Here is a 23,153-nt window from a genome sequence, read left to right as displayed (position 1 = left end):
CTCTGGCGGTAATAGGGCTAGGTTCACTTCTTTACCAGCTAGAGCGGCGAACTAACCTCCGCTCCCAGCGCTGTTTTTCTCCCACTTTGAATCGTTGAACTCATGCCAGTTATCAGCGCCAGCGCCGCAGCGCGCGCATCGGCATCCAGTTCGATCAGCGCCTCGAAGCGCTCGCTGGCCCAGGTCGCGATCGGCATGCCGTCGCGGTAGACCACGCGGTTGCCGGGCACGCGCGGGATGCGTTCGCCGGGCAGGACGGTGCCGAGCAGGTTGGCGGGGTCGCAGGCCGAGAGCGCCAGCAGGCTGCCCTCGTGCGGGCGGCGGCGGGTGTCGCGCAGCAGGCCGATCGCTTCAGGCAGGGCGAACTGTTCGCCGCTCAGGCCTTCGATGAAGCGGCCGCCGCGGATCTCGCCGCGCGCTTCCAGGCGCTGGTAGACGCGGGACAGTTCGCGCCAGGGCGGCAGCCAGGTGGCCTCGCGTTCGAGCAGGCGCCAGGCGACCACGCCATAGCGCTGCAGCAGCACGCGGGCGATGTGTTCGACCGAGGACGTGCGGGCCTCGGCCTGCAGGGCGCGGGCCTGTGCGTCGTCGGCTTCGGCCTCCGGCGCGCTGCGCACCAGCGCCCACCGGCCCGCGTCCTGGATGCCGAACAGCGGCACGCGCCGGCGCTTGCGCGACAGCGCGGACGGGCGCTTGGAGGCCGGCACCAGCAGCGCGCGCAGGCCTCCGAAGCTGTCGCAGTGGGCGCGGCCGCGGGCGACCAGTTCGGACAAGGCGTCTTCCAGTTCGGTGGACAGCAGCCGCGTGCCCTCGGCGATCTCGTCGAAGAACGAGGCACCGTGCATCGCCAGATAGTCGGCGACGCGCTGCGCGCGCGAGCCCAGCGCGGCCTCGCCCTCGCCGTGCGGCGCCAGCCGCGTCCAGTGGGCGGCGGTGCGGCGCGGCAGCAGCAGGATGGGTGTGGCGCGCAGCGACTGGCCGGTGCCGCCGGCCGGCTTGGCGACCTTGGTGGCGGTCTTCGCGCGCGAGGCGCTGGATCCCCGCGTGCGTGGGGATGACGGCATCGCCGAGGCCGGGGCCCCAGGCGCCGGACGCAGGCGCGTCCACAGGGTGCGGCCAGCGCTGCACAGTTCGTCCAGCCACGAAGGTGCGTAGTCGCGCACCCGCGCCGTGAGCAGTTCGTGCTCCCAGACCGAGGCCTGTGCCTCGTAGCCTTCCAGCTGCGCCAGGACGCCGGCCAGGGCCTCGGGGCCGGCCACGCGCGACTCGGCATCCAGATGCTGCCAGCGGAACAGGAAGCGCGCGTAGTCGCGCGCCGGGACCGGCTCGATCTCGCGCCGCAGCCGGCCCAGCGTGTAGCGGTGGATGCGCGCCAGCAGGTGGCGCTCGCACCACTCGTCCTGCGCGGCGCCGGGCGTGAAGCGGCCGGCGATGACGAAGCCATCGGACTGCAGGGCCAGCAGGCCGGCCTGCACCTCAGTCAGCGGCAGCTGCAGGTCCGCCGCGATCACGGCCGCCGGCAGCGGGCCGAATCCGGACAGGCGTGCGCGCAGCAGCTCGCGCAAGGCCGGCTCGGGCTGCCAGTCCTCCACTTCGTAGCCGCGCGGCGCGGCGATGGCCGGCTCGGGAACGGCGCCGGCGTAGAGCGGGCCGAACTGGGCTAGGCGCTCGGCGGCGATCCACAGCCCCGGCGCGCCCTGCGCATCGACCAGCCGCGCGGCGCGGCCGGCCTGCGCCAGCTGCTGCAGCCAGCCTGCCCAGCCGGCGTTGGCATGGATTTCCGCCGGCGTCAGCACGCCCAGGCCGCTCAAGGCCTCGTGCAGTTCGTCGGCGTCGCGCGCCTGCGGCCAGGCCTCGGCGCGCACGGCGGCGATGGCTTCGGGGTCGAGCCGGCCCAGATCGTCGGCCGTTTCCGGGTCGCCGTAGCGGCGCGACTGCACAGCCTGGGTGCGGCGCTCCTCCAACGGCGCGTCGTCGAGGAAGGCGTAGGGCCGCGCGTTGAGCGCCTCGGCCGCCAGCGGCGAGGGGCCGGTCAGATCGCGCGCCAGCAGGCGCACCTGGCCGCTTTCCATGCGCCGCAGCAGCGCCAGCCAGCCTTGCGCGTCCATCGCCTCATGCAGGCAATCCTCCAGCGTCTGCGCGACCAGCGGATGGTCGGGGACTTCGCGTTCGCCGACGATGTTCTCCAGGCAGGCGACCTGGTCGGGGAATACCGTGGCGAGGAGATCCTCGGACTTCATGCGCTGCAGCTGCGGCGCGGTCCGGCGGCCGCCGGTGAAGCGCGGCAGCGCCAGCGCGTTGGTCGCGTTCCAGCGCCAGCGCACGCCGAACAGCGGCGCATCCAGCAAGGCCCGCACCAGCACCTCCAGCGCGCTGCCGGACTTGAGGTAGTGCCAGACCTCCTCCAGCGGGAAGCTGTGGCTGGTGGACAGGGACAGCACGATGGCGTCCTCGGTCGCTGCCGCCTGCAGCTCGAAGTTGAAGGTGCGGCAGAAGCGCTTGCGCAGCGCCAGGCCCCAGGCGCGGTTGAGCCGGCTGCCGTACGGGCTGTGGATGACCAGCTGGGTGCCGCCGCTGCCGTCGAAGAAGCGCTCCATCACCAGCTGCTGCTGGGTCGGCAGCGCGCCCAGCGCGGTCGCCGCGGCGACCAGGTAATCGGCGATCTGCCGCGCTGCCTCGGCGTCGAGCCGCAGCTGCGTGCGCAGCAGCGCGAGCACGGCCTCGCGTCCGCCCCGCTCGGCCGCTTCACCCACCTCCGCGCGCAGGCGCGAGACCGCCTGCGACAGTTCGTCGGTGCGGCCCGGCGCCTCGCCCAGCCAGAACGGGATATTGGGCGCGGCGCCGCGCGCATCCTCCACCCGCACCCGGCCCGGCTCCACACGCAGGATGCGATAGCTGGTATTGCCCAGCTGGAACACGTCGCCGGCCAGGCTCTCGACCGCGAAGTCCTCGTTGACCGTACCGATGGTCTGCGCCTGCGGTTCCAGCAGCACGCTGTAGTCGCCGGTCTCGGGGATGGTGCCGCCGCTGGTCAGGGCCGTCATGCGCGCGCCGCGGCGCTGGCGCAGGCGGCCGTTGACCGCATCGCGGTGCACGTAGCCGGCGCGCTGGCCGTTGCGGGTGGCGAAGCCCTCGGAGAGCATGCGCACCACCGCGTCGAATTCTTCGCGCGTCAGCCGCGCATACGGCCAGGCGCCACGCACTAGGTCGAACAAGGCGTCCTCGTCCCAGTCCTGGGTGGCGGTCTCGGCCACGATCTGCTGGGCCAGCACGTCGCGCGGCGCCTCGAGCAGATGCAGCGCGTCCAGTTCGCCGCGCTGCACGGCATCGAGCAGCGCGGCGCATTCGACCAGCTCATCGCGCGACTGCGGAAACAGCCGCGCCTTGGGCGTGCCGCCGACCGCATGGCCGGAGCGCCCGGCGCGCTGCAGGAAGGTGGCGATGGAGCGCGGCGAGCCGATCTGGCAGACCAGGTCCACATCGCCGATATCCAGGCCCAGCTCTAGCGAGGCGGTGGCCACCAGCACCTGCAGCTGGCCGGCCTTGAGGCGCTGTTCGGCCAGCAGCCGCGCCTCGCGCGCCAGGCTGCCGTGGTGCGCGGCCACCGCGTCCTTGCCCAGCAGCTCGCCCAGATGCCGGGTCACGCGCTCGGCCATGCGCCGGGTGTTGACGAACACCAGCGTGGTGCGGTGCTCCCGCACCAGGGCGGCGATGCGCTCGTGGATCTGCTGCAGCTGGTCGCCGGACAGCACCACCGACAGCGGCGTGGGCGGCAGCTCCAGCGCCAGAGCGCGCCGGCGCGTGTAGCCGATATCGACGATGGCGCAATCCGGCGTGTCGCCGTGCACATGGCGGCTGCCGACCAGGAAGCGTGCGACTTCCTCGATCGGCTTCTGCGTGGCCGACAGGCCCACGCGCACCGGTGGGGACTGGCACAGGTGGGCCAGGCGCTCCAGCGACAGCGCCAGGTGGCTGCCGCGCTTGCTGGCGGCGACCGCGTGGATCTCGTCGACGATGACGGTGCGCACGTGGCGCAGGGAGGCGCGTCCCGATTCGCTGCCCAGCAGCACGTACAGCGACTCGGGCGTGGTCACCAGCACATGCGGCGGCAGCTTGCGCGCTGCGGCGCGCTCGCGCTGCGGGGTGTCGCCGGTACGCACAGCGGTGCGGATGGCCACATCGGGCAGCGCCAGCGCGTGCAGTTCGGCGCGGATGCCGGCCAGCGGCGCTTCCAGGTTCAGATGGATGTCGTTGGACAGCGCCTTGAGCGGCGAGACGTACAGCACCCGGGTCTCGTCCGGCAGCGCGCCGCCGGCCGCCACGCCCTCGCGCACCAGCGCATCCAGCGCCGCCAGGAAGGCGGTCAGCGTCTTGCCCGACCCGGTCGGCGCGGCCACCAGCGTGTGCCGGCCGGACTGGATCGCCGGCCACGCCTTGACCTGGGCGTCCGTCGGCGACGGGAACGCCCCGGCGAACCAGCGCTGGACGGCGGGATGGAAGGACAAGGCGGGCATGGCGTTCGCACGGAAGCGTGAACCCAAGATGGGGACGTCCGGGGCCGCGGTCAACACGCCCGGAATGCCGGCCTGTGATGCGATGCAGGACGAGAAATGGGACCGATGCCTCGGAACCCCACGCAACGCAAAGACTTTCGCAACAGTCAGTTCGCGTTTTCTTTAGGTCCTCATCGATAGCGTCCTACGTGCTGCGCCCCGGCATCCCCCGACTGAGCGCGAACAGGAGCAAGATCGATGATGACGCTGAAACACGCCCACCCATCCCAGGAAGAAGAGCATCACCAGGACCCCCGCTGGTCACAGCACGTCACCGAAACCAGCCATTCGCTGGACCTCAAGCCCGGCGTCTTCGAGCAGGACGACCCGAAGGACATCGCCCACGCGCTGAAGCGTGCGGCCGAGGCCAGCACCCGGCGCAAGGCGCCGCCCTTCCGCTCGGCCATGTCGATGCTGGTCTTCTACATCAACCGCGCCGGCAGCACCCTGCCGCGGCAGCGGCTGGACATCCTGGAGCGCGCCAAGGACGAACTGCGGGCGCTCTACGGCAAGCCGCGCAAGGCGGCCGCCTGATCCAAAGCGGCGCGGGCGATCCGCAGCGCGGCGCCCGCCCTCCCCTTACTTGACGAACAGCCCCGCGTCTTCCGGCGCCAGATAGGGCGCGAGCACCTGCGCGGGCACGTCCACGGTCTGGGTGCCGTCCGAGTACGGCCCGACCTGATACGGCGGGAAGACGAACCGCAGCGCGGTGATCTTGCCGTCGGCATTCATCACCGGCTGGAACAGGCTGAAGTTCTCCAGCTTGGGCGCGGTGCCCTCGTCGATCATCTGGGTGGCCGACTGCAGCAGGCTGGCGCGGTCCTCCGGCGACATGCCGGGATCGTCGTTGCGCAGCGAGGCGGCGGTATGCAGCTGTTCGCGCACATAGCTGCTGACCGCCTCCAGGCCCTTGCCCTGCGTCAGCAGCGACTGGGTGGTGAGCAGCGTCTGCCGCTGCGGCAGCCAGGTGAAGCGCGCCACCAGCGGCTCGCCATGCGCCCCGCCGGTGTAGCGGCTGCCGTTGCCCGACACGGCCACCACCTCGGGCGTGTTGGCGACCATGTCGAAGGCCAGCGACAGCTCGTACGGCGCCGTCGGCTTCTCCTGACCGAGGTCGTTCACCGCCTCCATCAGCCCCTGTCGCGCGGCGCCGGCGTAATCGCCGACGGCCTTGGCCAGGCCCGGGTACTGGTTGATCTGCGGCGGATAGCTGATGCCGATGACATAGCGCGGGTCGGCTTCGGCCACGTCGGCCAGCGCGGCCTGGGCCGGCGGCGCCGAGGCGGCAGGCGCGGTGCTGGCGGGCGCCGTGCCGTTGGCCGGCGCGCTGGTCTGGGGCGGTGTCGACGACGGGCTGCATGCGGCCAGCAGGCCCGCCACCAGCAGTGCGGGGACGATGGTCTTTCCTGTACCCATGGAAGTCATTCCTTCTTGCAAAAAACGGCAGGAGTGTAGCGGCGCGCGGGCCTGCGGGGCGGGCCTTCAGGCCCGCAGATCGGCGTACTCGGGATGGCGCTGCAGGAAGTCCGCGCTGTAGCTGCACACCGGGACGACCTTCAGGCCCTCGTTCCGGGCCAGGTCCAGCGCCGCGCGCACCAGCTCGCTGGCCAGGCCGCGATTGCGCAGCGCGTCGGGTACGAAGGTGTGAGTGATGACCATCTGCGCCCCGTGGCGGCGGTACTCCAACTCGGCCTGCTGGCCGTCCTTGTCCAGGAAGAACTTGCCGGCGGCGGGATCATGTTGGACGTCGGGCACGGGGCGCTGACCTTGGCTGAGAGGACGCACAGCCTGCCACGCCCGGCGTGAGACCGGCGCATGGCAGGGTCTGACCCAGCGCGTCACTTTCGCGCCGCCTGGAAGGCGGATGCCGCCCCGTGACGCCCCGCCACGCGGCGTCGAATTTTGGCACGGAAGCTGCATATGCAGTCCCCACGAACCAAGCGACGAATCAGCTAGGGGGACGTGCGATGAGTCAGATCGAAGAGGCGGGCAGCGTGGCGGGCGTGTCGTCCAGCGATTTCACCCTGCTCGAAGGCCTGTACCAGCTTTCCGTGAATGGCAATACCCAGGATTGGGAGTTCGAGCGGCTCAACAATGCCGTGTACGAGCGCCTGCTCTCGTCCTATGGCAGCGACGATGTTCCGTTCGATCAAAGCAAGAGCGCGCTGGCAGGGTCCTGACCAGCCGCGCCACCGGATTCGCGTTTCACCATTGGAAACGGGCAACGGGGGTTGCCCGTTTTTTTGTGCTTTTCCGGGGCGCGTGGCCGGTCAGCACGAGTCTGAACAGGCTTCCCCAACCGCCTCGACCCAGCCGAGTGCTGACCCTCGGCCAGCCCCCTGGCCGATTCTTGGGATGGCCCGAGGCTCGCGCCTCAGCGGGAGCCTCCTTCGGTGAAACCCTGCTTCTGTGGGAGCAACTGTCTCTCGGATCAAGCCGCAGCCTCCTTGTAGAGCGGAGCTTGTGGCAATCCCATCTCGGGGACTCCGCTGGGGCTTGCCGATGATCCGGTCGAAAAGCAGCGGAGCAAGCTCCGCTCTACAAGTGGACGCCCTGCCGAACAAGGCTTGCGACCCGAAAGATCAGGACTTCTTCAACACGAAGCCCCTGCACTCGACGCGCGCGGCAGCGGGCGGCGCTGTCACTTCGCCTTGCCCGGGACCGCTGTTACTTGGCCTTGCCCTGATTGGCCACCGCCTCGGCGGCGCGCTTGGCCGCCTCCGGGTCGCCCAGGTAGCGGAAGGACTTGACCTGCAACTGGTCGTCCAGCTCGAACAGCAGCGGGATGCCGGTAGGGATGTTGAGCTCCAGGATCTCTTCCTTGCTTACATGGTTGAGGTACTTGTACAGCGCGCGTAGCGAGTTGCCGTGCGCGGTCACCAGCACCGTCTTGCCGTCCTTGAGCGCCGGCGCGATGGCGTCGTGCCAGTACGGCAGCACCCGCTCCAGCGTGGTGGCCAGCGACTCGGTCGCCGGCAGCGCATTGCGGTCGAGCATGGCGTAGCGCCGGTCCTGCGCCGGATGGCCCGGATCGGCCGCTTCCATCGGCGGCGGCGGGATGTCGTAGGAGCGGCGCCAGATCTTGACCTGCTCCTCGCCGTGCTTGGCCGCCGTCTCGGCCTTGTCCAAGCCCTGCAGCGCGCCGTAGTGACGCTCGTTCAGGCGCCAGCTCTTGTGCACCGGCAGCCAGTCCTGGTCCATCTCCTTCAGCGCACCCTGCAGCGTGTGGATCGCACGCTTGAGCACCGAGGTGTAGGCCACGTCGAACTTCAGGCCCTCGTCCTTCATCAGCTTGCCGGCCGCGGCCGCCTCGGCGCGGCCCTGCTCGGTCAGATCCACGTCGACCCAGCCGGTGAACCGGTTGGACAGGTTCCACTCGCTCTGGCCGTGGCGCAGCAGGACTAGGGTTCGGCTCACTGGGTCGTTCTCCGCGAAGCTGTCAGGGGGGCGCCGATTGTACGGCCAGCGCAGGGCGGCTACAGGCGCGGGCGGCTCAGCTCGGCCAGGAAGTGCTGCAGCACCTGCGGCTCCATGATCAGCATGAACATGATCCCGTAGGCCGCCCCGGCCAGATGCGCGCTGTGGTTGACCCGATCGCCACCGCGGCGGTCCATCCAGATGCTGTAGACCACGTAGAGCACGGCGAACAGGATGGCCGGCATCGGGATCACGAACACCAGAATCTGCGACCACGGCGCCAGCAGGATGAAGGCGAACAGCACCGCCGACACCGCCCCCGAGGCGCCCAGGCTGAAGTAGTTGGGGTCCTTCTGGTGCTTCAGATAGGTCGGCAGGATCGCCATCACCAGCGCCGACAGATAGAACAGCGGATACGCCCACCAGGTGCCGGTCTGCTGTTCCATGAAGCCCTCGATCTGCCGACCGAAGAAGAACAGCGTGAGCATGTTGAAGAACAGGTGCATGAAGTCGGCATGGATGAAGCCATGCGTGATCAGCCGGTCGTACTGGTGAAGCTTGTCGATGGCCGGCGGCCACAGGATCAGGCGGTCGGCGACGCGGCGGTTGTTCAAGGCCAGCAGCGAGACGACCACGGTGATGGCGATGAGGATCAGGGTGATCATGCGGTTCCTGTAAGCGGGACGAAGGCGCGCGCGGGTCAGGCGGCCCGGTAATTGTCCTGCATCGGATAGCGCCGTGCGTAGCCGGCGAAGGCCATCGCGGCCAGGAAGGCGAACCCGGCGAAGAAGAACATCAGGAAGGCCGCCTCGCTCAGGCCCGTATCGCCGATGTGCGCCGTCACCGTGGCGTTGCGCACGCCGGCGTTGGTCAGCAGCACCCACAGGCTGCCGAAGGTGGTGGCCAGGTACCAGAAGGCCATGATCACGCCCTTCATCGCCACCGGCGCCTGGCTGTAGGCGAACTCCAGCGCCGTGGCCGAGACCAGCACCTCGCCCAGGGTCAGCAGCGCATAGGGCAGCGTCTGCCAGGCCAGCGACACCGGGCGGCCGCCATCCAGCGCCAGCTGCAGCAGTCCAGCCACCACCCAGGCCACGCCGGCCAGGGCGATGCCCGCGCCCATGCGCCGCAGCGGCGTGGGATCGATGCCAATCCGGCGCAGCAGCGGATACAGCACCAGCGCATTGAACGGGATCAGCAGCATCACCAGCAGCGGATTGAGCGCCTGCATCTGCGCGGCGTCCTTGACCAGCCAGCTCGGCCACCACGCCAGGTGATGCGGGATCTGCATGGCCTGTCCCTGCAGCACCCAGGTCGAGGCTTTCTGGTCGAACAGCGAGAAGAACGGCGTGGTCAGCGCGAACACGATCAGGATGCGCAGCACCGCGCGCACGCCATCGACCGCCGCATCGGGATGAATGCCCCGCGCGCGCTCCAGCTGCAGCGAGGCCCCGGCCCCGCCGAAGGCGATCACCAGCCCCAACGCCAGGCACGCGGCCGCCACGAAGCCCAGCACCGGCGTGGCCGCCAGCGCGCCCACGGCCAGCACCGCACCCAGCACCGCCAGGGCCAGCCCGGGCCTGCCCTGCCCCGGCACGCGCGCCAACAGCGCGCTGCGCACCACCTTGAGGAAGGCGTGCGGGTCGGACGCCGCCGGCGGCACGTGCACGTAGCGATGCCGGCCCAGCCAGAACACGAGCGTGGCGATCAGCATCAGCGCCCCCGGCACGCCGAAGGCCACCGCCGGCCCATGGCTGCGCAGCAGGATCGGCGCCGCCAGGGAGGCGAAGAACGAGCCGAAGTTGATGATCCAGTAGAAGGCGTCGAACACCTTGCGCGCCAGATGCTTGTTGGACTGGTCGAACTGGTCGCCGACGAAGGACACCACCAGCGGCTTGATCCCGCCCGAGCCCAGCGCGATCAGGAACAGCCCTGTGTAGAAGCCGTGCCGGTCGTGCTCGAAGATCGCCAGGCACGCGTGTCCGGCGCAATAGATCAGCGAGAACCACAGCACGGTGTTGTACTTGCCGAAATAGCGGTCGGCCAGCCAGCCGCCCAGCAGCGGAAAGAAATACACCCCGATCACGAAGCTGTGGAACACGTCCTTGGCCATCGCCCCGCGATCGGCTTCCGGCGCATGCAGCAGCAGGGTGCCGACCAGGAACGAGGTCAGGATGTTGCGCATCCCGTAGAAGCTGAAGCGCTCGCAGCCTTCGTTGCCGATGATGAAGGGGATCTGGCGCGGCAGGCGGGCCGCGGACGAGGTGGCGTGCATGGGAACTCGACGGCAAAAAATCGTGCGCCAGCTTAGCGAGCGCTCCGGCGCGCTTGGCTGACCACCCTGTCAGACCCTCCCCACCCGCGCGCGCGGGCCGTCGCGCGCGGGATCGCTGGCATGATGGCCGCCCCTTATACCAACCGTGCCCGTCCCGATGCGCCTGTGCCCCGCCCTGCTCGCCTGTCTGCTGTTGAGTCTCCTGGCGCCGGTCGCCGCCGCGTCCAGCGAGGCGGCGTTGGTCAGCGTCTCCGAGGCCTCGGGCTTCACCAGGACCGGCCGCTACGAGGAAGTGGGGCGCCTGTGCGCCGCCTTCGCCGCGCGCTGGCCGCAGGCGGTGCGCTGCTTCGACTTCGGCACCACGCCCGAAGGCCGGCCGCTGCACGCCATGGCCATCTCCACCAGCGGCGCGCTCGATCCCGCCGCGGCCCGCGCCCGCGGCCTGCCGGTGGTGCTGATCCAGGGCGGCATCCATCCCGGCGAGATCGATGGCAAGGACGCCGGCTTCTTGGTCGCCCGCCAGCTGCTGGAGGGCAAGCGCGCCAAGGGCACGCTGGACAAGGTGGTCTGGCTGTTCGTACCGGTATTCAACGCCGACGGGCACGAGCGCTTCGGCCCCTGGAACCGTCCCAACCAGCGCGGCCCGGAAGAAATGGGCTTCCGCGCCACCGCGCAGAACCTCAACCTCAACCGCGACTACATGAAGGCCGACGCGCCGGAGATGCAGGCGATGCTGGCCCTGGTCGACGCCTGGGACCCGCTGATCGCCATGGACCTGCACGTCACCGACGGGGCCAAGTTCCGCCACGACATCTCGGTGCAGGTCGAGCCCTCGCACGAGGGCGATGCCACCCTGCAGCGCGACGGCCAGGCACTGCGCGCGGCGATGATCGCGCAGCTGGACCGCCAGGGCTCGCACGCCCTGCCGTTCTATCCCTCGCTGGCCGAGAACGACAATCCGGCGGCCGGGTTTGCCGACGAGATCTATCCGCCGCGCTTCTCGCACGGCTACTTCCAACTGCGCAACCGCTTCGGCGTGCTGGTGGAGACGCACTCGTGGCTGCGCTATCCGCAGCGCGTGGCGATCACCGGCAACGCCATCGTCGCCGTGCTGCAGCAGGCCGCCGCGCACGGCGCGGCCTGGCGCGGCGATGCGGCCGCGGCCGATGAGGCGGCCACCCGGCTCGGCGGCCAGCCGCAGGTGCTGGACTGGAAGGCCAACGACACCCCGCGCACGATCGACTTCCTCGGCTATGCCTATACGCGCACGCCCTCGGAGGTCTCCGGCGGGCTGATGACGCGCTACGACGAAGCCACCCCGCAGGTCTGGCACATCCCGCTGCGCGACACCATGGAGCCGGCGGTGACCACCACCGCGCCGCGCGCCGGCTACCTGGTGCCGGTCGCCTGGGCGCCGATGGTCGAGCCGCGCCTGCGCGCGCACGGGCTGCAGTACCGCCGCCTCGACGCGCCGCTGGATGCGCCGGCGCAGGCCTACCGCGCCACGCGCATCGACTTCGACAAGACCTCCACCGAGGGCCACCAGCGCCTCAAGCTCGCCGGCGCCTGGGCCGACGAATCCGCGCAGCTGCCGGCCGGCAGCCTGTTCGTGCCCATCGCCCAACCGCGCGCGCGGCTGGTGGTGGCGCTGCTGGACCCGGACGCGCCGGACTCGCTGCTGCAGTGGGGCCTGTTCAACGCCGCGTTCGAGCGCAAGGAATACATGGAGAGCTATGTGGCCGAGGACGTGGCGCGGCAGATGCTGCGCGATCCGCAGGTCAAGGCGGCCTTCGAGCAGCGGCTAAAGGACGATCCGGCCTTCGCCACCAGCCCGCGCGCGCGGCTGGAGTTCTTCGCCCGCCGGCACCCGTCCTGGGATACGCGCTACGGCCTGTATCCGGTGCTGCGCACCGACCAGACGCCGCGCTGATCGGGCGCCGCGCGGGCGGATTGGAGGCCGCCGCGAAGACGTGAATATCCGTGGCCAGACGCCGCCTTGGTTTACAAGCCGGGGCGCTGCGACCAAACTGCCGGCTCCAAGCTGAATGGGGAAGGGCATGTCGGGTCGGGGACCGCGCCCACAAGGATTCTGGCAGGGACGTGGACGGCTGCTGCTGGTCGCTGTGGCGATCGCCGCGGTCGCCTGGCAGGCCACGCGCGCGCCGCGGCCTGCCACCGAAAGCACACCGGCGCCGATCGCCACCACGGCCTCCGGCGCGGCGGCGCGGGCCGACGCCCTGCCCGCCTTCCTGCCGCCCGAGGCGCGCGACACCCTGGCGCTGATCGCCCGCGGCGGGCCCTTCCCGTACCCGCAGGACGGCACGGTCTTCGGCAACTACGAGGGACGCCTGCCCGCCCAGCCGCGCGGCTGGTATCACGAGTACACGGTGCGCATGCCCGGCGCGCCCAACCGCGGCGCGCGCCGGATCATCACCGGTGGCACACCGCCGCGCGCGTACTGGTACAACGCCGACCATTACGAGAGCTTCCGCTCGTTCCAGGTGCCGCGTCCATGAACGCCGATCAGGATCCGCATCTGGAGGACGCCAGCCGCGCCGGCGTGTATTTCGTCGGCATGCAGGACCTGGACGTGCTGGCCGCCTACGCCTTCAGCGCGCGCCTGGTGCTGCGGCGGATCGACCTGCTCGGCGTGCGCGACAAGCAGACCCTGCTGCTGCGCATCGCCGTGGCGCTGGACTTTCCCCTGGGCACCGGACGCAACTGGGATGGCCTGCTGGACGGCCTGCGCGACCTGAGCTGGCTGCCCGGCGCCGGCTACGTGCTGCTGCTGGAAAGCGCCGGCGAGCTGCATGCGCGCAACGAGGCCGACTTCGACACGCTGGTCTCGGTGCTGGACCAGGCGCAGCTGGCCTGGCGCGAACGCGGCCTGCCGTTCTGGGCGTTCCTGGCGCTGCGCGACAAGGACATGGACGCGCTCGAGGATTAGCGCGGGCGATGCGCTGCGCTGGACGGCCAAGCCTTCAAAGCGCCGCCAGAACCGCGAGCCGCACGGTGCGCCATGCGATCATGGTGCATGGATGATTTCTCGACACTGCCGCTGAGCGACGCGCTGCGGCGCGGCCTCGACGCCGCCGGCTACACCCGCCCCACCGAGATCCAGGCGCGCGCGCTGCCGGCCGTTCTCGACGGGCGCGACCTCATCGCCCAGGCGCCGACCGGCAGCGGCAAGACCGCCGCCTTCGCCTTGGGGCTGCTGGCGCGGGTGGACACCGGCCTGGTCAAGACCCAGGCGCTGGTGCTGTGCCCCACGCGCGAGTTGGCCGACCAGGTCGCCCGCGCCGTGCGTCGCCTGGCCGTCGGCCTGCCCAATCTGAAGGTCTCGCTGCTGTGCGGCGGCATGGCGCTGGAGCCGCAGCTGGCCTCGCTCGAGCACGACCCGCACGTGGTGGTCGGCACGCCCGGCCGCGTGCAGGAGCTGATGCGCAAGAAGGCCCTGCATCTGAACGGCGTGCGCGTGCTGGTGCTGGACGAGGGCGACCGCATGCTGGACATGGGCTTCGAGGACCAGATCCGCGAGATCGTCGGTCGCACGCCCAGGACCCGGCAGAGCCTGCTGTTCTCGGCCACCTGGCCCGAGGCGATCCGCGGCATCGCCCAAGACATGCTGCGCGAGCCGCTCGAAGTGGCCGCAGGCCAGACCGCCGCCGCCGCGCCGGACATCCTGCAGCGCTTCTGCGAGGTCGAACCCGCCCTGCGGCAGAAGGCCCTGGCCGGCCTGCTGCTGGCGCAGCGCGTGGAGCCGGCCGTGGTGTTCTGCAATACGCGCAAGGACGTGGACGAGGTGGCCAACTCGCTGCAGGGCTACGGCTTCTCGGCGCTGGCCCTGCACGGCGACCTGGAGCAGCGCGATCGCGAAGAGGTCCTGGTGCGCTTCGCCGGCGGCAGCTGCAATGTGCTGGCGGCCAGCGATGTGGCCGCGCGCGGCCTGGACGTGGAAGAACTGGCCGCGGTGTTCAACTACGAACTGCCGACCGACACCGACACCTACACCCACCGCATCGGCCGCACCGCGCGCGCCGGGCGCAGCGGCCTGGCCTTCAGCCTGGTCGCCCCGCGCGAACTGCCCCGGGCGCGGATGCTCGAGGAACTCACCGGCGCGCCGCTGGAATGGATGAAGACCCCGCTGGCCACCGGCCGCCCGGCGCAGCCGCCGCGCGCGCCGTTCGCCACCCTGCGCGTGGACGGCGGCAAGAAGGACAAGCTGCGTCCCGGCGACCTGCTCGGCGCCCTGACCGGCGACGCCGGCCTGCCCGGCAGCGCGATCGGCAAGATCATGATCGGCCCGGTGCGCAGCTATGTCGCCGTGCAGGCCGGCCAGGCCGACAAGGCCGTGGCGCGCCTGTCGGCCGGCAAGATCAAGGGCCGCAGCTTCCGCGTGCGCAAGCTTTGAGCATGGGGCCGGCGCTTACGACGCCGGCCGCAGCTGCAGCGCGATCCAGGCGCCCAGCGCGACCAGCACCAGCCCACCGGCCAGGCTGACCCCGAGGTTGGCGAAGGCCACCATGCCGCGCCCCGTGCGCGCCAGCATCAGGCTTTCCATCATCAGCGAGGAGAAGGTGGTCAGCCCGCCCAGGATGCCGACCACCAGGAACGCGCGCAGGTACAGCGCCGAGGGCCCGCGGTTCTCCAGCCACACCAGCAGGAAGCCGCCGACCAGCGAGCCGATGAAGTTGGCCGCCAGCGTGCCGTAGGGGAAGCCGCTGCCGAACTGGCGCAGCATCTGACCGCCGATCCAGAAGCGCAGGCCCGCGCCCAGCGCACCGCCGCCCATCACCAGCGCCAGCTGCTGCCACCACAGGGAAGGATTCATGCCGCACCTCGCGAGGTGCGCATCGACAGGACAAGACAGGGGTGTAAGGCGTGTTGCGGCATGACGGTCTCCGAAGGATCGATGCCGGGGCACGCACCTGCCACCCCGGCGTGGGGTTGGGCAGGCATCATCAGCACGACGGTCGCGCCGCCGGCGGTTCGAGGAGGAATGCCATCTCCTGTGGGCCGCGACGATAGCCGCTTCAGCGCGCCTTGTCAGCCCGCGCCTGGGCGCGCGCCGCGCGCAAGGCATCGAGCTTCTGCTTGAGCTTGATCTCCAGCCCGCGCTCGACCGGCTGGTAGTAGATGCGCTCGCCCATCGCGTCGGGGAAGCCGGTCTGGTCCAAGGCGATGCCGCCCTCGGCGTCGTGGTCGTACTGATAGCCCTGGCCGTAGCCCAGGCCTTTCATCAGCTTGGTCGGCGCGTTGCGCAGGTGCATCGGCACCTCCTGGGTGCCGGTTTCGCGGACCTCGGCCTTGGCCTGGTTGAAGGCGGCATAGCCGGCGTTGGACTTGGCGGTGGAGGCCAGGTACAGCACCAGCTGGGCCAGTGCGAGCTCCCCTTCCGGGCTGCCCAGACGCTCGTAGATGTCCCAGGCCTCCAGCGCCATCTGCTGGGCGCGCGGATCGGCCAGGCCGATATCCTCGATCGCCATGCGCGTGAGCCGGCGCGCCAGATACGCCCGGTCGCAGCCGCCATCGAGCATGCGCGTAAGCCAGTATAGGGCCGAATCCGGATTGGAGCTGCGCACCGACTTGTGCAGCGCCGAGATCTGGTCGTAGAACTGCTCGCCGCCCTTGTCGAAACGCCGCGTGCGGTCGGCCAGCACCTGCACCAGGGTGGCCTCGGTGACCTGGCCGCCCTCGTCCACCGCCAGCTCGGCGGCGATCTCCAGCAGGGTCAGCGCGCGGCGCACGTCGCCATCGGCCGCCCCGGCGATCTGCATCAGCGCCTCATCGGAGACCTCCAGCCCCTGCCCGCCCAGCCCGCGCTCGCTGTCTTCCAGCGCATGGCGCAGCGCCTGGGCGATGTCGGCTGGCGAGACCGCCTCCATCACGTGCACGCGGCAGCGCGAGAGCAGCGCCGAGTTCAGCTCGAAGGACGGGTTCTCGGTGGTCGCCCCGACGAACAGGATCGTGCCGCGCTCGATATGCGGCAGGAACGCATCCTGCTGGCCCTTGTTGAAGCGGTGCACCTCGTCGACGAACAGCACCGTGCGCCGCCCCTGGGCGAAGCGGTGCGCAGCCTCGGCCAGCACCTGGCGCACCTCCGGCAGGCCGGAGAGCACGGCGGAGATCGCCTTGAACTCCGCATCGGCGTACTGCGCCAGCAGCAGCGACAGCGTGGTCTTGCCGCAGCCCGGCGGCCCCCACAGGATCATCGAATGCACGCGCCCGGACTCGACCGCGCGGCGCAGCGCCGTGCCCGGCGCGAGCAGGCGACGCTGGCCGACCATCTCGTCGAGCGTGCGCGGGCGCATGCGCTCGGCCAGCGGCTGTAGCGCGCTGCGATCGACGCTCAGCAGATCGTCGGTGGGAGGCTGGGAAGTGCGGGTGCGGGCCACACCGCCATTGTAGGCGGTGCGCGCCCAGGCGTCGTCGCGGCGGCCTTACTGCGCCGCGCCGACCACGTCCACGCCAGCGGCCGGCTTGTAGCTGAAGGTGCCGGCGGCGAAGGCCGGGTTGCGCTTCCAGCCGCTGAACTCCACCTCGGTGCGCTGGCCGACCGCGTCGGTCACCTTCATGCGCTTGAGCTGGCCGTTGGCGAAGCCCAGCTCGGCCACCTCGAAGCCGCTGGTCGCATCATCCCGCTTGGGCGTCAGCGTCATCCACTCCAGGCCTTGCGCGGCCGGGGCCTGGGAGACGTCGAACTTGGCGTCCAGCTCCTTGGGCTTGAGCAGCGCGGCCAGCGGACTGCTCTGCGCCTCGCTGCCCTGATCGCGCACCGTGGCCTGCTGCAGGTCCGGCTCGTAGATCCAGACCTTCCTGCCGTCGGCCACGATCAGCTGCTCATAGGGCTTGGCGTACTCCCAGCGGAACAGGTCCGGCGTGGCCAGCGCCACGCGGCCGCTGGAGCGCTCCTTCACCGCGCCGTTGGCGTTGTAGACGGTCTGGCTGAACTGCCCGTCCAGGCCTTTGAGGCCATTGGTGAAGGCGACCAGCTCGGCGCGCGCGTCGGCCAGCGCGGTGCCGGCCAGCAGCGCCGTGCCCAGCACGGCCAATCTCAGCATGCGGATCATGCAAAACCCCTGATGTCGTGATGCGGCAAGTGTGACGCGTCGAATCTGAATCGGCGGGCCATGGCAGCTGCCGCGAACGGGCGGGATCCGGCTGCAGGCCCGCGCGCGGCAGGCGAGGCAGCCTCGACGATCCAGCGAAGGATGGCCGTGCGGCGTTACGCCGCTCAGCCGAGGTTCCCCGCCGCTTCAGCGCGGCGGCGGCGCCAGGACGCTGCGGTCGCCGTTGTGCTCGGGCGCACTGACCACGCCGGCCGCTTCCATCGCCTCGACCAGGCGCGCGGCCCGGTTGTAACCGATCTTCAGGCGACGCTGCACGCCGGAAATCGAGGCGCGGCGCGTCTCGGTGACGATCTGCACCGCCTGGTCGTAGAGCGGATCGGCCTCCGGATCGTCGCTGCCGGCCGTTTCGGGCAGGCCGGTCGCGCCGACCACCACGCCATCGCCCATGGTCTGCACTTCTTCCAGTACGCCTTCGATGTAGTCCACCGGGCCGCTAGCCTTGAGGTGCTCGACCACGCGGTGCACCTCCTCGTCGGAGACGAAGGCGCCGTGCACGCGGTCCGGCATGGCCGTGCCCGGCGGCAGGTAGAGCATGTCGCCATGGCCCAGCAGGGTCTCGGCGCCGGACTGGTCCAGGATGGTGCGCGAGTCGATCTTGGAGCTGACCTGGAAGGCGATGCGGGTCGGGATGTTGGCCTTGATCAGGCCGGTGATCACGTCCACCGAGGGGCGCTGGGTGGCCAGGATCAGGTGGATGCCGGCCGCGCGCGCCTTCTGCGCCAGGCGGGCGATGAGTTCCTCGACCTTCTTGCCGACGATCATCATCATGTCGGCGAATTCGTCGATGAAGATCACGATGAACGGCAGCGTGTCCAGCTGCCGCGGCATCTCGTCCAGGTCCGGATTGGGCTTGAACAGCGGATCCATCAGCGGCTGGCCGGCGTCCTGGGCGTCCTTGACCTTCTTGTTGAAGCCGGCCAGGTTGCGCACGCCCACCGCGCTCATCAGCTTGTAGCGGCGCTCCATCTCGGCCACGCACCAGCGCAGGCCGTTGGCGGCCTCCTTCATGTCGGTGACCACCGGCGCCAGCAGGTGCGGGATGCCCTCATAGACGCTCAGTTCCAGCATCTTCGGGTCGATCATCAGCATGCGCAGCTCTTTCGGGCTGGCCTTGTAGAGCAGGCTCAGCACCATGGCGTTGACCGCCACCGACTTGCCCGAACCGGTGGTACCGGCCACCAGCAGGTGGGGCATGCGCGCCAGGTCGGCCACGGTCGGCTGGCCGGCGATGCCCTTGCCCAGGGCCAGGGTCAGCGGGCTGGCCGACTTGTCGTATTCCTTGGAGCGCAGCAACTCGGAGAGATAGATCATCTCGCGGCTGGTGTTGGGGATCTCCAGGCCGATCACCGACTTGCCCGGGATCACGTCGACCACGCGCACCGCCTTGACCGACAGGCCGCGGGCGATGTCCTTGTCCAGCGAGGAGATCTGGCTGACCTTCACTCCCGGCGCCGGCTCCAGCTCGAAGCGGGTGATCACCGGGCCCGGATAGGCGCCGACCACCTGCACGTCGATGCGGAAGTCCTTGAGCTTGAACTCGATCTGCCGCGAGAGCACTTCCAGCGTCTCTTCCGAATAGCCCTTGGCCTGCGGCTTGGGATCGTCCAGCAGGGCCAGCGGCGGCAGGCCGTCGGCCGTGCCGCCGGTGCCGTGGAACAGCGGGATCTGGGTCTCGCGCTTGGCGCGCTCGCTCTTTTCCACCACCGGCGCGGCCGGCGGCTCGATCTTCACCGGCTCGCGCTTGGCGCGCACCTCGGCGTCGGCCTTGCGCACTTCCTGGCGCTGCTCGCGCAGGGTGCGGGTCTGCTGCCAGTCCTCGGCCTGCTTGCTGCCGCGGCGCAGCAGGTCCGGCAGCGCCGACACGCCCTGCCCGATCCGCTCCATCACCGCGAACCACGACAGCCCGGTCGCCAGGGTCACCGAGACCAGGAACAGCACCAGCAGGAACAGGTTGCCGCCCAGCGCGCCGAACAGCATCTCCAGCGAGCGCCCGACCAGGCGCCCGAGGATGCCGCCGGGCCCGTTGGCGATGTCCACCGCCGAGATGTGGCGCACGTACAGCAGGCCCGAGGCCGAGATCAGGAATCCGACCATGCCCACCAGGCGCAGCGCCGGGCCCAGGTCGGACTCGCCATCGCCGTCCTTGTCCATGCCGAACAGCGCGATCCAGGCGATCGCGCCCAGGATGATCGGCAGCAGGAAGGCCACATAGCCGAAGAAGCCCAGCAGCAGGTCGGCCACGGTCGCGCCGACCCGGCCGCCGACGTTGTGGACCTGCCCGGTCACGCTGACCGACTGGGTCCAGCTGGGGTCGCTGGGCGAATAGGTGAACAGGCAGGCCAGCAGGTACAGCAGCACCGGCGCGATCACGATCAGCGCCAGGTCGCGCCACAGGCGCTGACGACGGGGATTGGGCGGCGTGGACGGCTTGGTGCGACGCGCCGCGGGTGCGCCTTTGGATTTGCCGCGTTCCGGGAGCGCTTTTGCCACCTTGGGATCCGACCTCAGAAATATCGTGTTAGTGCTTGATACTAAACGAATCGACTCCGGAATTCAGCGCCGCCTCTGAGCGCGGCGGCCCTGGCGCCCGGATCGGCGCCCGCAGGCATCCTTCGAGGGCCGCGGCCCCGGTGCATTCCATCGGCGCGCCTTGATTCGCCCCCGCCCCGCCGTCACCCTATGTGCGGTCCGCAGCACGCCCGATGACACCGGCTTGCGCGCTTTTCAGCCCACTTTTTCGAGTATACATGAGCACTTCCAAGCACAGCCGCCTGCTGATCCTGGGCTCCGGCCCGGCAGGCTGGACGGCCGCGGTCTACGCCGCGCGCGCCAATCTCAAGCCCGTGGTCGTGACCGGCCTGCAGCAGGGCGGCCAGCTGATGACCACCACCGAGGTGGACAACTGGCCGGGCGACGCCCATGGGCTGATGGGCCCGGACCTGATGGCGCGCATGCAGGCCCATGCCGAGCGCTTCGAGACCGAGGTCATCTTCGACCACATCCACACCGCCGACCTGTCCCAGTGCCCGTTCAAGCTGTCCGGCGACAGCCACGAGTACACCTGCGACGCGCTGATCATCGCCACCGGCGCCACGGCCAAGTACCTGGGGCTGGAATCGGAGGAGGCCTTCAAGGGCCGCGGCGTGTCGGCCTGCGCGACCTGCGATGGGTTCTTCTACCGCGAGCAGGACGTGGCCGTGGTCGGCGGCGGCAACACCGCCGTGGAAGAGGCGCTGTACCTGTCCAACATCGCCAACAAGGTCTACCTGGTCCACCGCCGCGACACCTTGCGCGCGGAGAAGATCATGCAGGACAAGCTGCAGGCCAAGATCGACGCCGGCAAGATCGTGCCGGTCTGGCACCACGTGGTGGACGAGGTGCTGGGCGACGAGGCCGGGGTCACCGGCCTGCGGGTCAAGTCGGTGCTGGACGGCAGCACGCAGGACCTGAAGGTGCACGGCTTCTTCGTGGCCATCGGCCACACGCCCAACACCAGCCTGTTCGAGGGCCAGCTGGGCATGAACAACGGCTACCTGACCATTCAGTCCGGCCTGGACGGCAATGCGACCCAGACCACGGTGCCGGGCGTGTTCGCCGCCGGCGACGTGGCCGACCAGCACTACCGTCAGGCGATCACCTCGGCCGGCTTCGGCTGCATGGCCGCCCTGGATGCGGAGCGCTACCTGGACAAGGGCGCCTGATCCCTGCCCAGGCGGCGGTCTCGCTGGGAATGGACGCCCACGGCCTGCTGAGGGCCTGGGTGCTCGACGGCGGTTGGCTGGCCCTGCCGGTCGCCGCCGTCGCGCTGTGGGGCCTGTGGCGGGCGCGCCGTCTTGGTCTGCGCCTGGGGCTGGCCGTGCTGCTCGCCGGCGATCTGCTGTTCGTCTGGGCGCGCTTTGCCGAGCCGAATCTGCTGCGCGTGCGCCACACCGCGCTATCGGGGACCGGCGCCAGCGCCCGCATCGCGCTGATCGGCGACCCGCATGTCGGCCTGTTCAAGGGGGCCGACTTCCTCGAGCGCGTGGTCGAGCGCACCAACGCCGAACATCCCGACGCGGTCCTGATCGCCGGCGACCTCACCTACCAGCCGCAGGGCCAGTCGCTCGACGCGCTGCTGGCGCCGTTGGCCGGGCTCGACGCCCCGACCTACGCCGTGCTGGGCAACCACGACCAGGGCAAGCCCGGCCCGGACATCGACCGCGCGCTACGCCAGGCGCTGGCGCGCCATGGCGTGCAGGTGATCGAAGGCCGCGCGCTGCCGTTCAAGGGCTTCACCCTGGCCGGCCTGGGCGATCGCTGGGCGGGCAAGGACGACGCGCGCTTTCTCGATGCCCTGCCCGCCGACCGGCCGCTGCTGGTCCTTGCCCACAATCCCGACAGCGCCGACCGGCTGCGCAGCCGCCCGCATCTGCTGGTGCTGGCCGGGCATACGCACGGCGGGCAGCCGCGGATCCCGTGGCTGTACCGGCGCGTGCTGCCGGTCGAGCACGGCTTCGACCAGGGCGAACAGACCTACGACGGTCCGCAGGGCCGCATCCGCGTCTACACCACCGGCGGCGTCGGTGAGAGCGGGCTGCCGCTGCGGCTGTTCAACCCGCCCACCATCGACCTGCTGGAGCTGAGCCCGTAGCATCAGCGCTTCATGCTCAAGCTTCGTGCGCTGCCTTCGCTGTCGTCGATTCCGCCCGCCACCTGGGACGCGCTGTACGACGGCCGCAACCCCTTCGTGCGCCACGCCTTCCTGTCCGGTCTGGAGCAGACCGGCTGCCTGCGCAGCGACTGGGGTTGGACCCCGCACCACCTCACGCTGTGGGACGGCGACACCCTGGTCGCCGCCGCGCCGGGCTATCTGAAGACCAATTCGCACGGCGAGTTCGTGTTCGATCATGCCTGGGCCAACGCCTACGCGCGCTACGGCCAGGAGTACTACCCCAAGTGGCTGTGCGCGGCGCCCTACTCGCCGGTGACCGGCCCGCGCCTGCTCGCCCGCGATGGCGCGGCGCGCCAGGCGCTGCTGACCGCCATCTGCGGCTATGTCGCCCGCAACGAGCTGTCCTCGGCGCATGTGAACTTCCACACCGAGGCCGAGGACGCGGTCTTCGACGAGACCTGGCTGGGGCGGACCGACGTCCAGTACCAGTGGCACAACACGGCCGGCTGGCGCGATTTCGACGCCTTCCTGGGCGCGATGGACCACAAGCACCGCAAGAACATCCGCCAGGAGCGCGCCAAGGTCGCGCGCGCCGGCGTGCGCTTCCGTGTGGTCCATGGCGACGAGGCCAGCGAGGACGACCTGGAGGCGATGTATGGCTTCTACCTGCAGACCTTCCACGAGTACGGCAACTCGCCGGCGCTGACCCTGGAATTCCTGCGGCACCTGGCGGCGACGATGCCGCGCGCGCTGGTGATCTTCCTGGCCCAGCACGAGGACCGCCCGGTCGCCGGCGCGCTGTGCCTGCGCGGCGGCGACACGCTGTACGGCCGCTACTGGGGCGCCGATGCGACCCTGGCCGGGCTGCATTTCGAGACCTGCTACTACCAGGGCATCGACTACTGCCTGCGCGAGGGGCTGACCCGGTTCGAGCCCGGCGCGCAGGGCGTGCACAAGATCGCGCGCGGCTTCCTGCCCAGCTTCGTGCGCAGCCGGCACTGGATCGCCGATCCCGACTTCCGCGAGGCGCTGGCGCGCTGGTGCCGCGAGGAGGACGCGGCGGTGCACGAGCACGCCCGCGTCCTCGCCGCACGCTCGCCGTTCCGCGCCCCGGACGCGGACTGAGC

The 23,153-nt window shown here is 70.4% G+C and carries 19 protein-coding genes and 1 riboswitch; of the genes, 9 read left to right on the top strand and 10 right to left on the bottom strand.

What is annotated here, in order from left to right:
* Positions 1-38: 38 nt before the first annotated feature.
* Complete coding sequence (locus QE438_RS05030) at positions 39-4,514, bottom strand: DEAD/DEAH box helicase (protein WP_307184009.1); 4,476 nt, start codon at positions 4,512-4,514, stop codon at positions 39-41.
* 237 nt (positions 4,515-4,751) lie between these two features.
* On the opposite strand from QE438_RS05030, the gene QE438_RS05025 reads away from it, so the two are divergent.
* A complete protein-coding gene (locus QE438_RS05025; RefSeq protein WP_130518538.1) occupies positions 4,752-5,087 on the top strand; it encodes a DUF3175 domain-containing protein in 336 nt (111 codons plus the stop codon).
* A 45-nt stretch (positions 5,088-5,132) separates the two neighbouring features.
* On the opposite strand, the gene QE438_RS05020 is transcribed toward QE438_RS05025, so the two are convergent.
* Positions 5,133-5,969 (bottom strand): DUF3298 and DUF4163 domain-containing protein, encoded by an 837-nt coding sequence (locus tag QE438_RS05020; protein ID WP_306992071.1) that lies wholly within the window; start codon positions 5,967-5,969, stop codon positions 5,133-5,135.
* A gap of 66 nt (positions 5,970-6,035) precedes the next feature.
* Complete coding sequence (locus QE438_RS05015) at positions 6,036-6,308, bottom strand: GNAT family N-acetyltransferase (protein WP_234852490.1); 273 nt, start codon at positions 6,306-6,308, stop codon at positions 6,036-6,038.
* Positions 6,309-6,520: 212 nt separating this feature from the next.
* Here QE438_RS05015 and QE438_RS05010 point away from each other — a divergent pair, with 212 nt between their 5' ends.
* Positions 6,521-6,733 (top strand): hypothetical protein, encoded by a 213-nt coding sequence (locus QE438_RS05010; protein WP_130522494.1) that lies wholly within the window; start codon positions 6,521-6,523, stop codon positions 6,731-6,733.
* A gap of 487 nt (positions 6,734-7,220) precedes the next feature.
* Here the strand turns inward: QE438_RS05010 and gpmA are convergent, their stop codons facing one another.
* Genes gpmA through QE438_RS04995 form a run of 3 tightly spaced genes read right to left on the bottom strand, consistent with a single transcriptional unit; the run spans position 7,221 to position 10,245 of the window.
* Positions 7,221-7,970: a 2,3-diphosphoglycerate-dependent phosphoglycerate mutase gene (gene gpmA / locus QE438_RS05005; RefSeq protein WP_130518546.1), complete on the bottom strand. Its 750-nt coding sequence runs from the start codon at positions 7,968-7,970 to the stop codon at positions 7,221-7,223.
* Between the two features lie 59 nt (positions 7,971-8,029).
* Entirely contained in the window at positions 8,030-8,635 is a 606-nt protein-coding gene (locus QE438_RS05000; RefSeq protein ID WP_130518548.1) for a rhomboid family intramembrane serine protease, read from the bottom strand.
* Positions 8,636-8,670: 35 nt separating this feature from the next.
* A complete protein-coding gene (locus QE438_RS04995) occupies positions 8,671-10,245 on the bottom strand; it encodes an oligopeptide:H+ symporter (RefSeq protein ID WP_306992073.1) in 1,575 nt (524 codons plus the stop codon).
* 157 nt (positions 10,246-10,402) lie between these two features.
* Here QE438_RS04995 and QE438_RS04990 point away from each other — a divergent pair, with 157 nt between their 5' ends.
* From QE438_RS04990 to dbpA, 4 genes are all read left to right on the top strand, one after another.
* Positions 10,403-12,175: a M14 family metallopeptidase gene (locus QE438_RS04990; protein ID WP_306992074.1), complete on the top strand. Its 1,773-nt coding sequence runs from the start codon at positions 10,403-10,405 to the stop codon at positions 12,173-12,175.
* 127 nt (positions 12,176-12,302) lie between these two features.
* A complete protein-coding gene (locus QE438_RS04985) occupies positions 12,303-12,761 on the top strand; it encodes a ribonuclease domain-containing protein (protein ID WP_309732504.1) in 459 nt (152 codons plus the stop codon).
* Positions 12,758-13,192 carry a barstar family protein gene (locus QE438_RS04980; protein WP_130522489.1) on the top strand — a complete coding sequence of 145 codons (435 nt, stop codon included), beginning with the start codon at positions 12,758-12,760 and terminating at the stop codon, positions 13,190-13,192. Before QE438_RS04985 ends, QE438_RS04980 begins: the two co-directional genes overlap by 4 nt.
* Before the next feature lie 87 nt (positions 13,193-13,279).
* Positions 13,280-14,656, top strand: coding sequence for an ATP-dependent RNA helicase DbpA (dbpA, locus tag QE438_RS04975; protein ID WP_306992078.1), 1,377 nt, complete (start codon positions 13,280-13,282; stop codon positions 14,654-14,656).
* 15 nt (positions 14,657-14,671) lie between these two features.
* Here the strand turns inward: dbpA and crcB are convergent, their stop codons facing one another.
* The 4 genes from crcB to QE438_RS04955 all read right to left on the bottom strand — a co-directional run bounded on the left by crcB (position 14,672) and on the right by QE438_RS04955 (position 19,865).
* Positions 14,672-15,076, bottom strand: a complete 405-nt coding sequence (gene crcB / locus QE438_RS04970; RefSeq protein WP_306992080.1) for a fluoride efflux transporter CrcB — start codon at positions 15,074-15,076, stop codon at positions 14,672-14,674.
* 114 nt (positions 15,077-15,190) lie between these two features.
* Positions 15,191-15,264: riboswitch (Fluoride riboswitch) on the bottom strand.
* Positions 15,265-15,278: 14 nt separating this feature from the next.
* On the bottom strand, positions 15,279-16,556 hold the full coding sequence (locus QE438_RS04965) for a replication-associated recombination protein A (RefSeq protein ID WP_306996135.1): 1,278 nt from the start codon (positions 16,554-16,556) through the stop codon (positions 15,279-15,281).
* A gap of 129 nt (positions 16,557-16,685) precedes the next feature.
* The gene (gene lolA / locus QE438_RS04960) at positions 16,686-17,315 is read right to left on the bottom strand and encodes an outer membrane lipoprotein chaperone LolA (protein WP_306992083.1); all 630 of its coding nucleotides are present in this window, start codon (positions 17,313-17,315) and stop codon (positions 16,686-16,688) included.
* A gap of 186 nt (positions 17,316-17,501) precedes the next feature.
* Entirely contained in the window at positions 17,502-19,865 is a 2,364-nt protein-coding gene (locus tag QE438_RS04955; protein WP_306992084.1) for a DNA translocase FtsK, read from the bottom strand.
* Between the two features lie 257 nt (positions 19,866-20,122).
* Here QE438_RS04955 and trxB point away from each other — a divergent pair, with 257 nt between their 5' ends.
* Genes trxB through QE438_RS04940 form a run of 3 tightly spaced genes read left to right on the top strand, consistent with a single transcriptional unit; the run spans position 20,123 to position 23,151 of the window.
* Positions 20,123-21,076 (top strand): thioredoxin-disulfide reductase, encoded by a 954-nt coding sequence (gene trxB / locus QE438_RS04950; protein ID WP_306992086.1) that lies wholly within the window; start codon positions 20,123-20,125, stop codon positions 21,074-21,076.
* A gap of 29 nt (positions 21,077-21,105) precedes the next feature.
* Positions 21,106-22,005, top strand: coding sequence for a metallophosphoesterase (locus QE438_RS04945; protein WP_306992088.1), 900 nt, complete (start codon positions 21,106-21,108; stop codon positions 22,003-22,005).
* Positions 22,006-22,017: 12 nt separating this feature from the next.
* Positions 22,018-23,151, top strand: a complete 1,134-nt coding sequence (locus QE438_RS04940; protein ID WP_306992089.1) for a GNAT family N-acetyltransferase — start codon at positions 22,018-22,020, stop codon at positions 23,149-23,151.
* The last annotated feature ends 2 nt before the right edge of the window (positions 23,152-23,153 follow it).

Source organism: Pseudoxanthomonas sp. SORGH_AS_0997 (assembly GCF_031453535.1).
In the GTDB taxonomy this organism is placed as follows: Bacteria; Pseudomonadota; Gammaproteobacteria; order Xanthomonadales; family Xanthomonadaceae; genus Pseudoxanthomonas_A; species Pseudoxanthomonas_A winnipegensis.
Note: the sequence above shows the minus strand (reverse complement) of the source record. Positions and strands in the feature narration are given on the sequence as shown.

What these genes read in the sequence shown, in the direction of transcription:
- QE438_RS05030 (WP_307184009.1), bottom strand. Translation starts at nt 4,514, where the DNA reads ATGCCCGCCTTGTCCTTCCATCCCGCCGTCCAGCGCTGGTTCGCCGGG.
- QE438_RS05025 (WP_130518538.1), top strand. Translation starts at nt 4,752, where the DNA reads ATGATGACGCTGAAACACGCCCACCCATCCCAGGAAGAAGAGCATCAC.
- QE438_RS05020 (WP_306992071.1), bottom strand. Translation starts at nt 5,969, where the DNA reads ATGGGTACAGGAAAGACCATCGTCCCCGCACTGCTGGTGGCGGGCCTG.
- QE438_RS05010 (WP_130522494.1), top strand. Translation starts at nt 6,521, where the DNA reads ATGAGTCAGATCGAAGAGGCGGGCAGCGTGGCGGGCGTGTCGTCCAGC.
- QE438_RS05000 (WP_130518548.1), bottom strand. Translation starts at nt 8,635, where the DNA reads ATGATCACCCTGATCCTCATCGCCATCACCGTGGTCGTCTCGCTGCTG.
- QE438_RS04995 (WP_306992073.1), bottom strand. Translation starts at nt 10,245, where the DNA reads ATGCACGCCACCTCGTCCGCGGCCCGCCTGCCGCGCCAGATCCCCTTC.
- QE438_RS04990 (WP_306992074.1), top strand. Translation starts at nt 10,403, where the DNA reads ATGCGCCTGTGCCCCGCCCTGCTCGCCTGTCTGCTGTTGAGTCTCCTG.
- QE438_RS04985 (WP_309732504.1), top strand. Translation starts at nt 12,303, where the DNA reads ATGTCGGGTCGGGGACCGCGCCCACAAGGATTCTGGCAGGGACGTGGA.
- QE438_RS04980 (WP_130522489.1), top strand. Translation starts at nt 12,758, where the DNA reads ATGAACGCCGATCAGGATCCGCATCTGGAGGACGCCAGCCGCGCCGGC.
- dbpA (WP_306992078.1), top strand. Translation starts at nt 13,280, where the DNA reads ATGGATGATTTCTCGACACTGCCGCTGAGCGACGCGCTGCGGCGCGGC.
- crcB (WP_306992080.1), bottom strand. Translation starts at nt 15,076, where the DNA reads ATGAATCCTTCCCTGTGGTGGCAGCAGCTGGCGCTGGTGATGGGCGGC.
- QE438_RS04965 (WP_306996135.1), bottom strand. Translation starts at nt 16,556, where the DNA reads ATGCGCCCGCGCACGCTCGACGAGATGGTCGGCCAGCGTCGCCTGCTC.
- lolA (WP_306992083.1), bottom strand. Translation starts at nt 17,315, where the DNA reads ATGATCCGCATGCTGAGATTGGCCGTGCTGGGCACGGCGCTGCTGGCC.
- trxB (WP_306992086.1), top strand. Translation starts at nt 20,123, where the DNA reads ATGAGCACTTCCAAGCACAGCCGCCTGCTGATCCTGGGCTCCGGCCCG.
- QE438_RS04945 (WP_306992088.1), top strand. Translation starts at nt 21,106, where the DNA reads ATGGACGCCCACGGCCTGCTGAGGGCCTGGGTGCTCGACGGCGGTTGG.
- QE438_RS04940 (WP_306992089.1), top strand. Translation starts at nt 22,018, where the DNA reads ATGCTCAAGCTTCGTGCGCTGCCTTCGCTGTCGTCGATTCCGCCCGCC.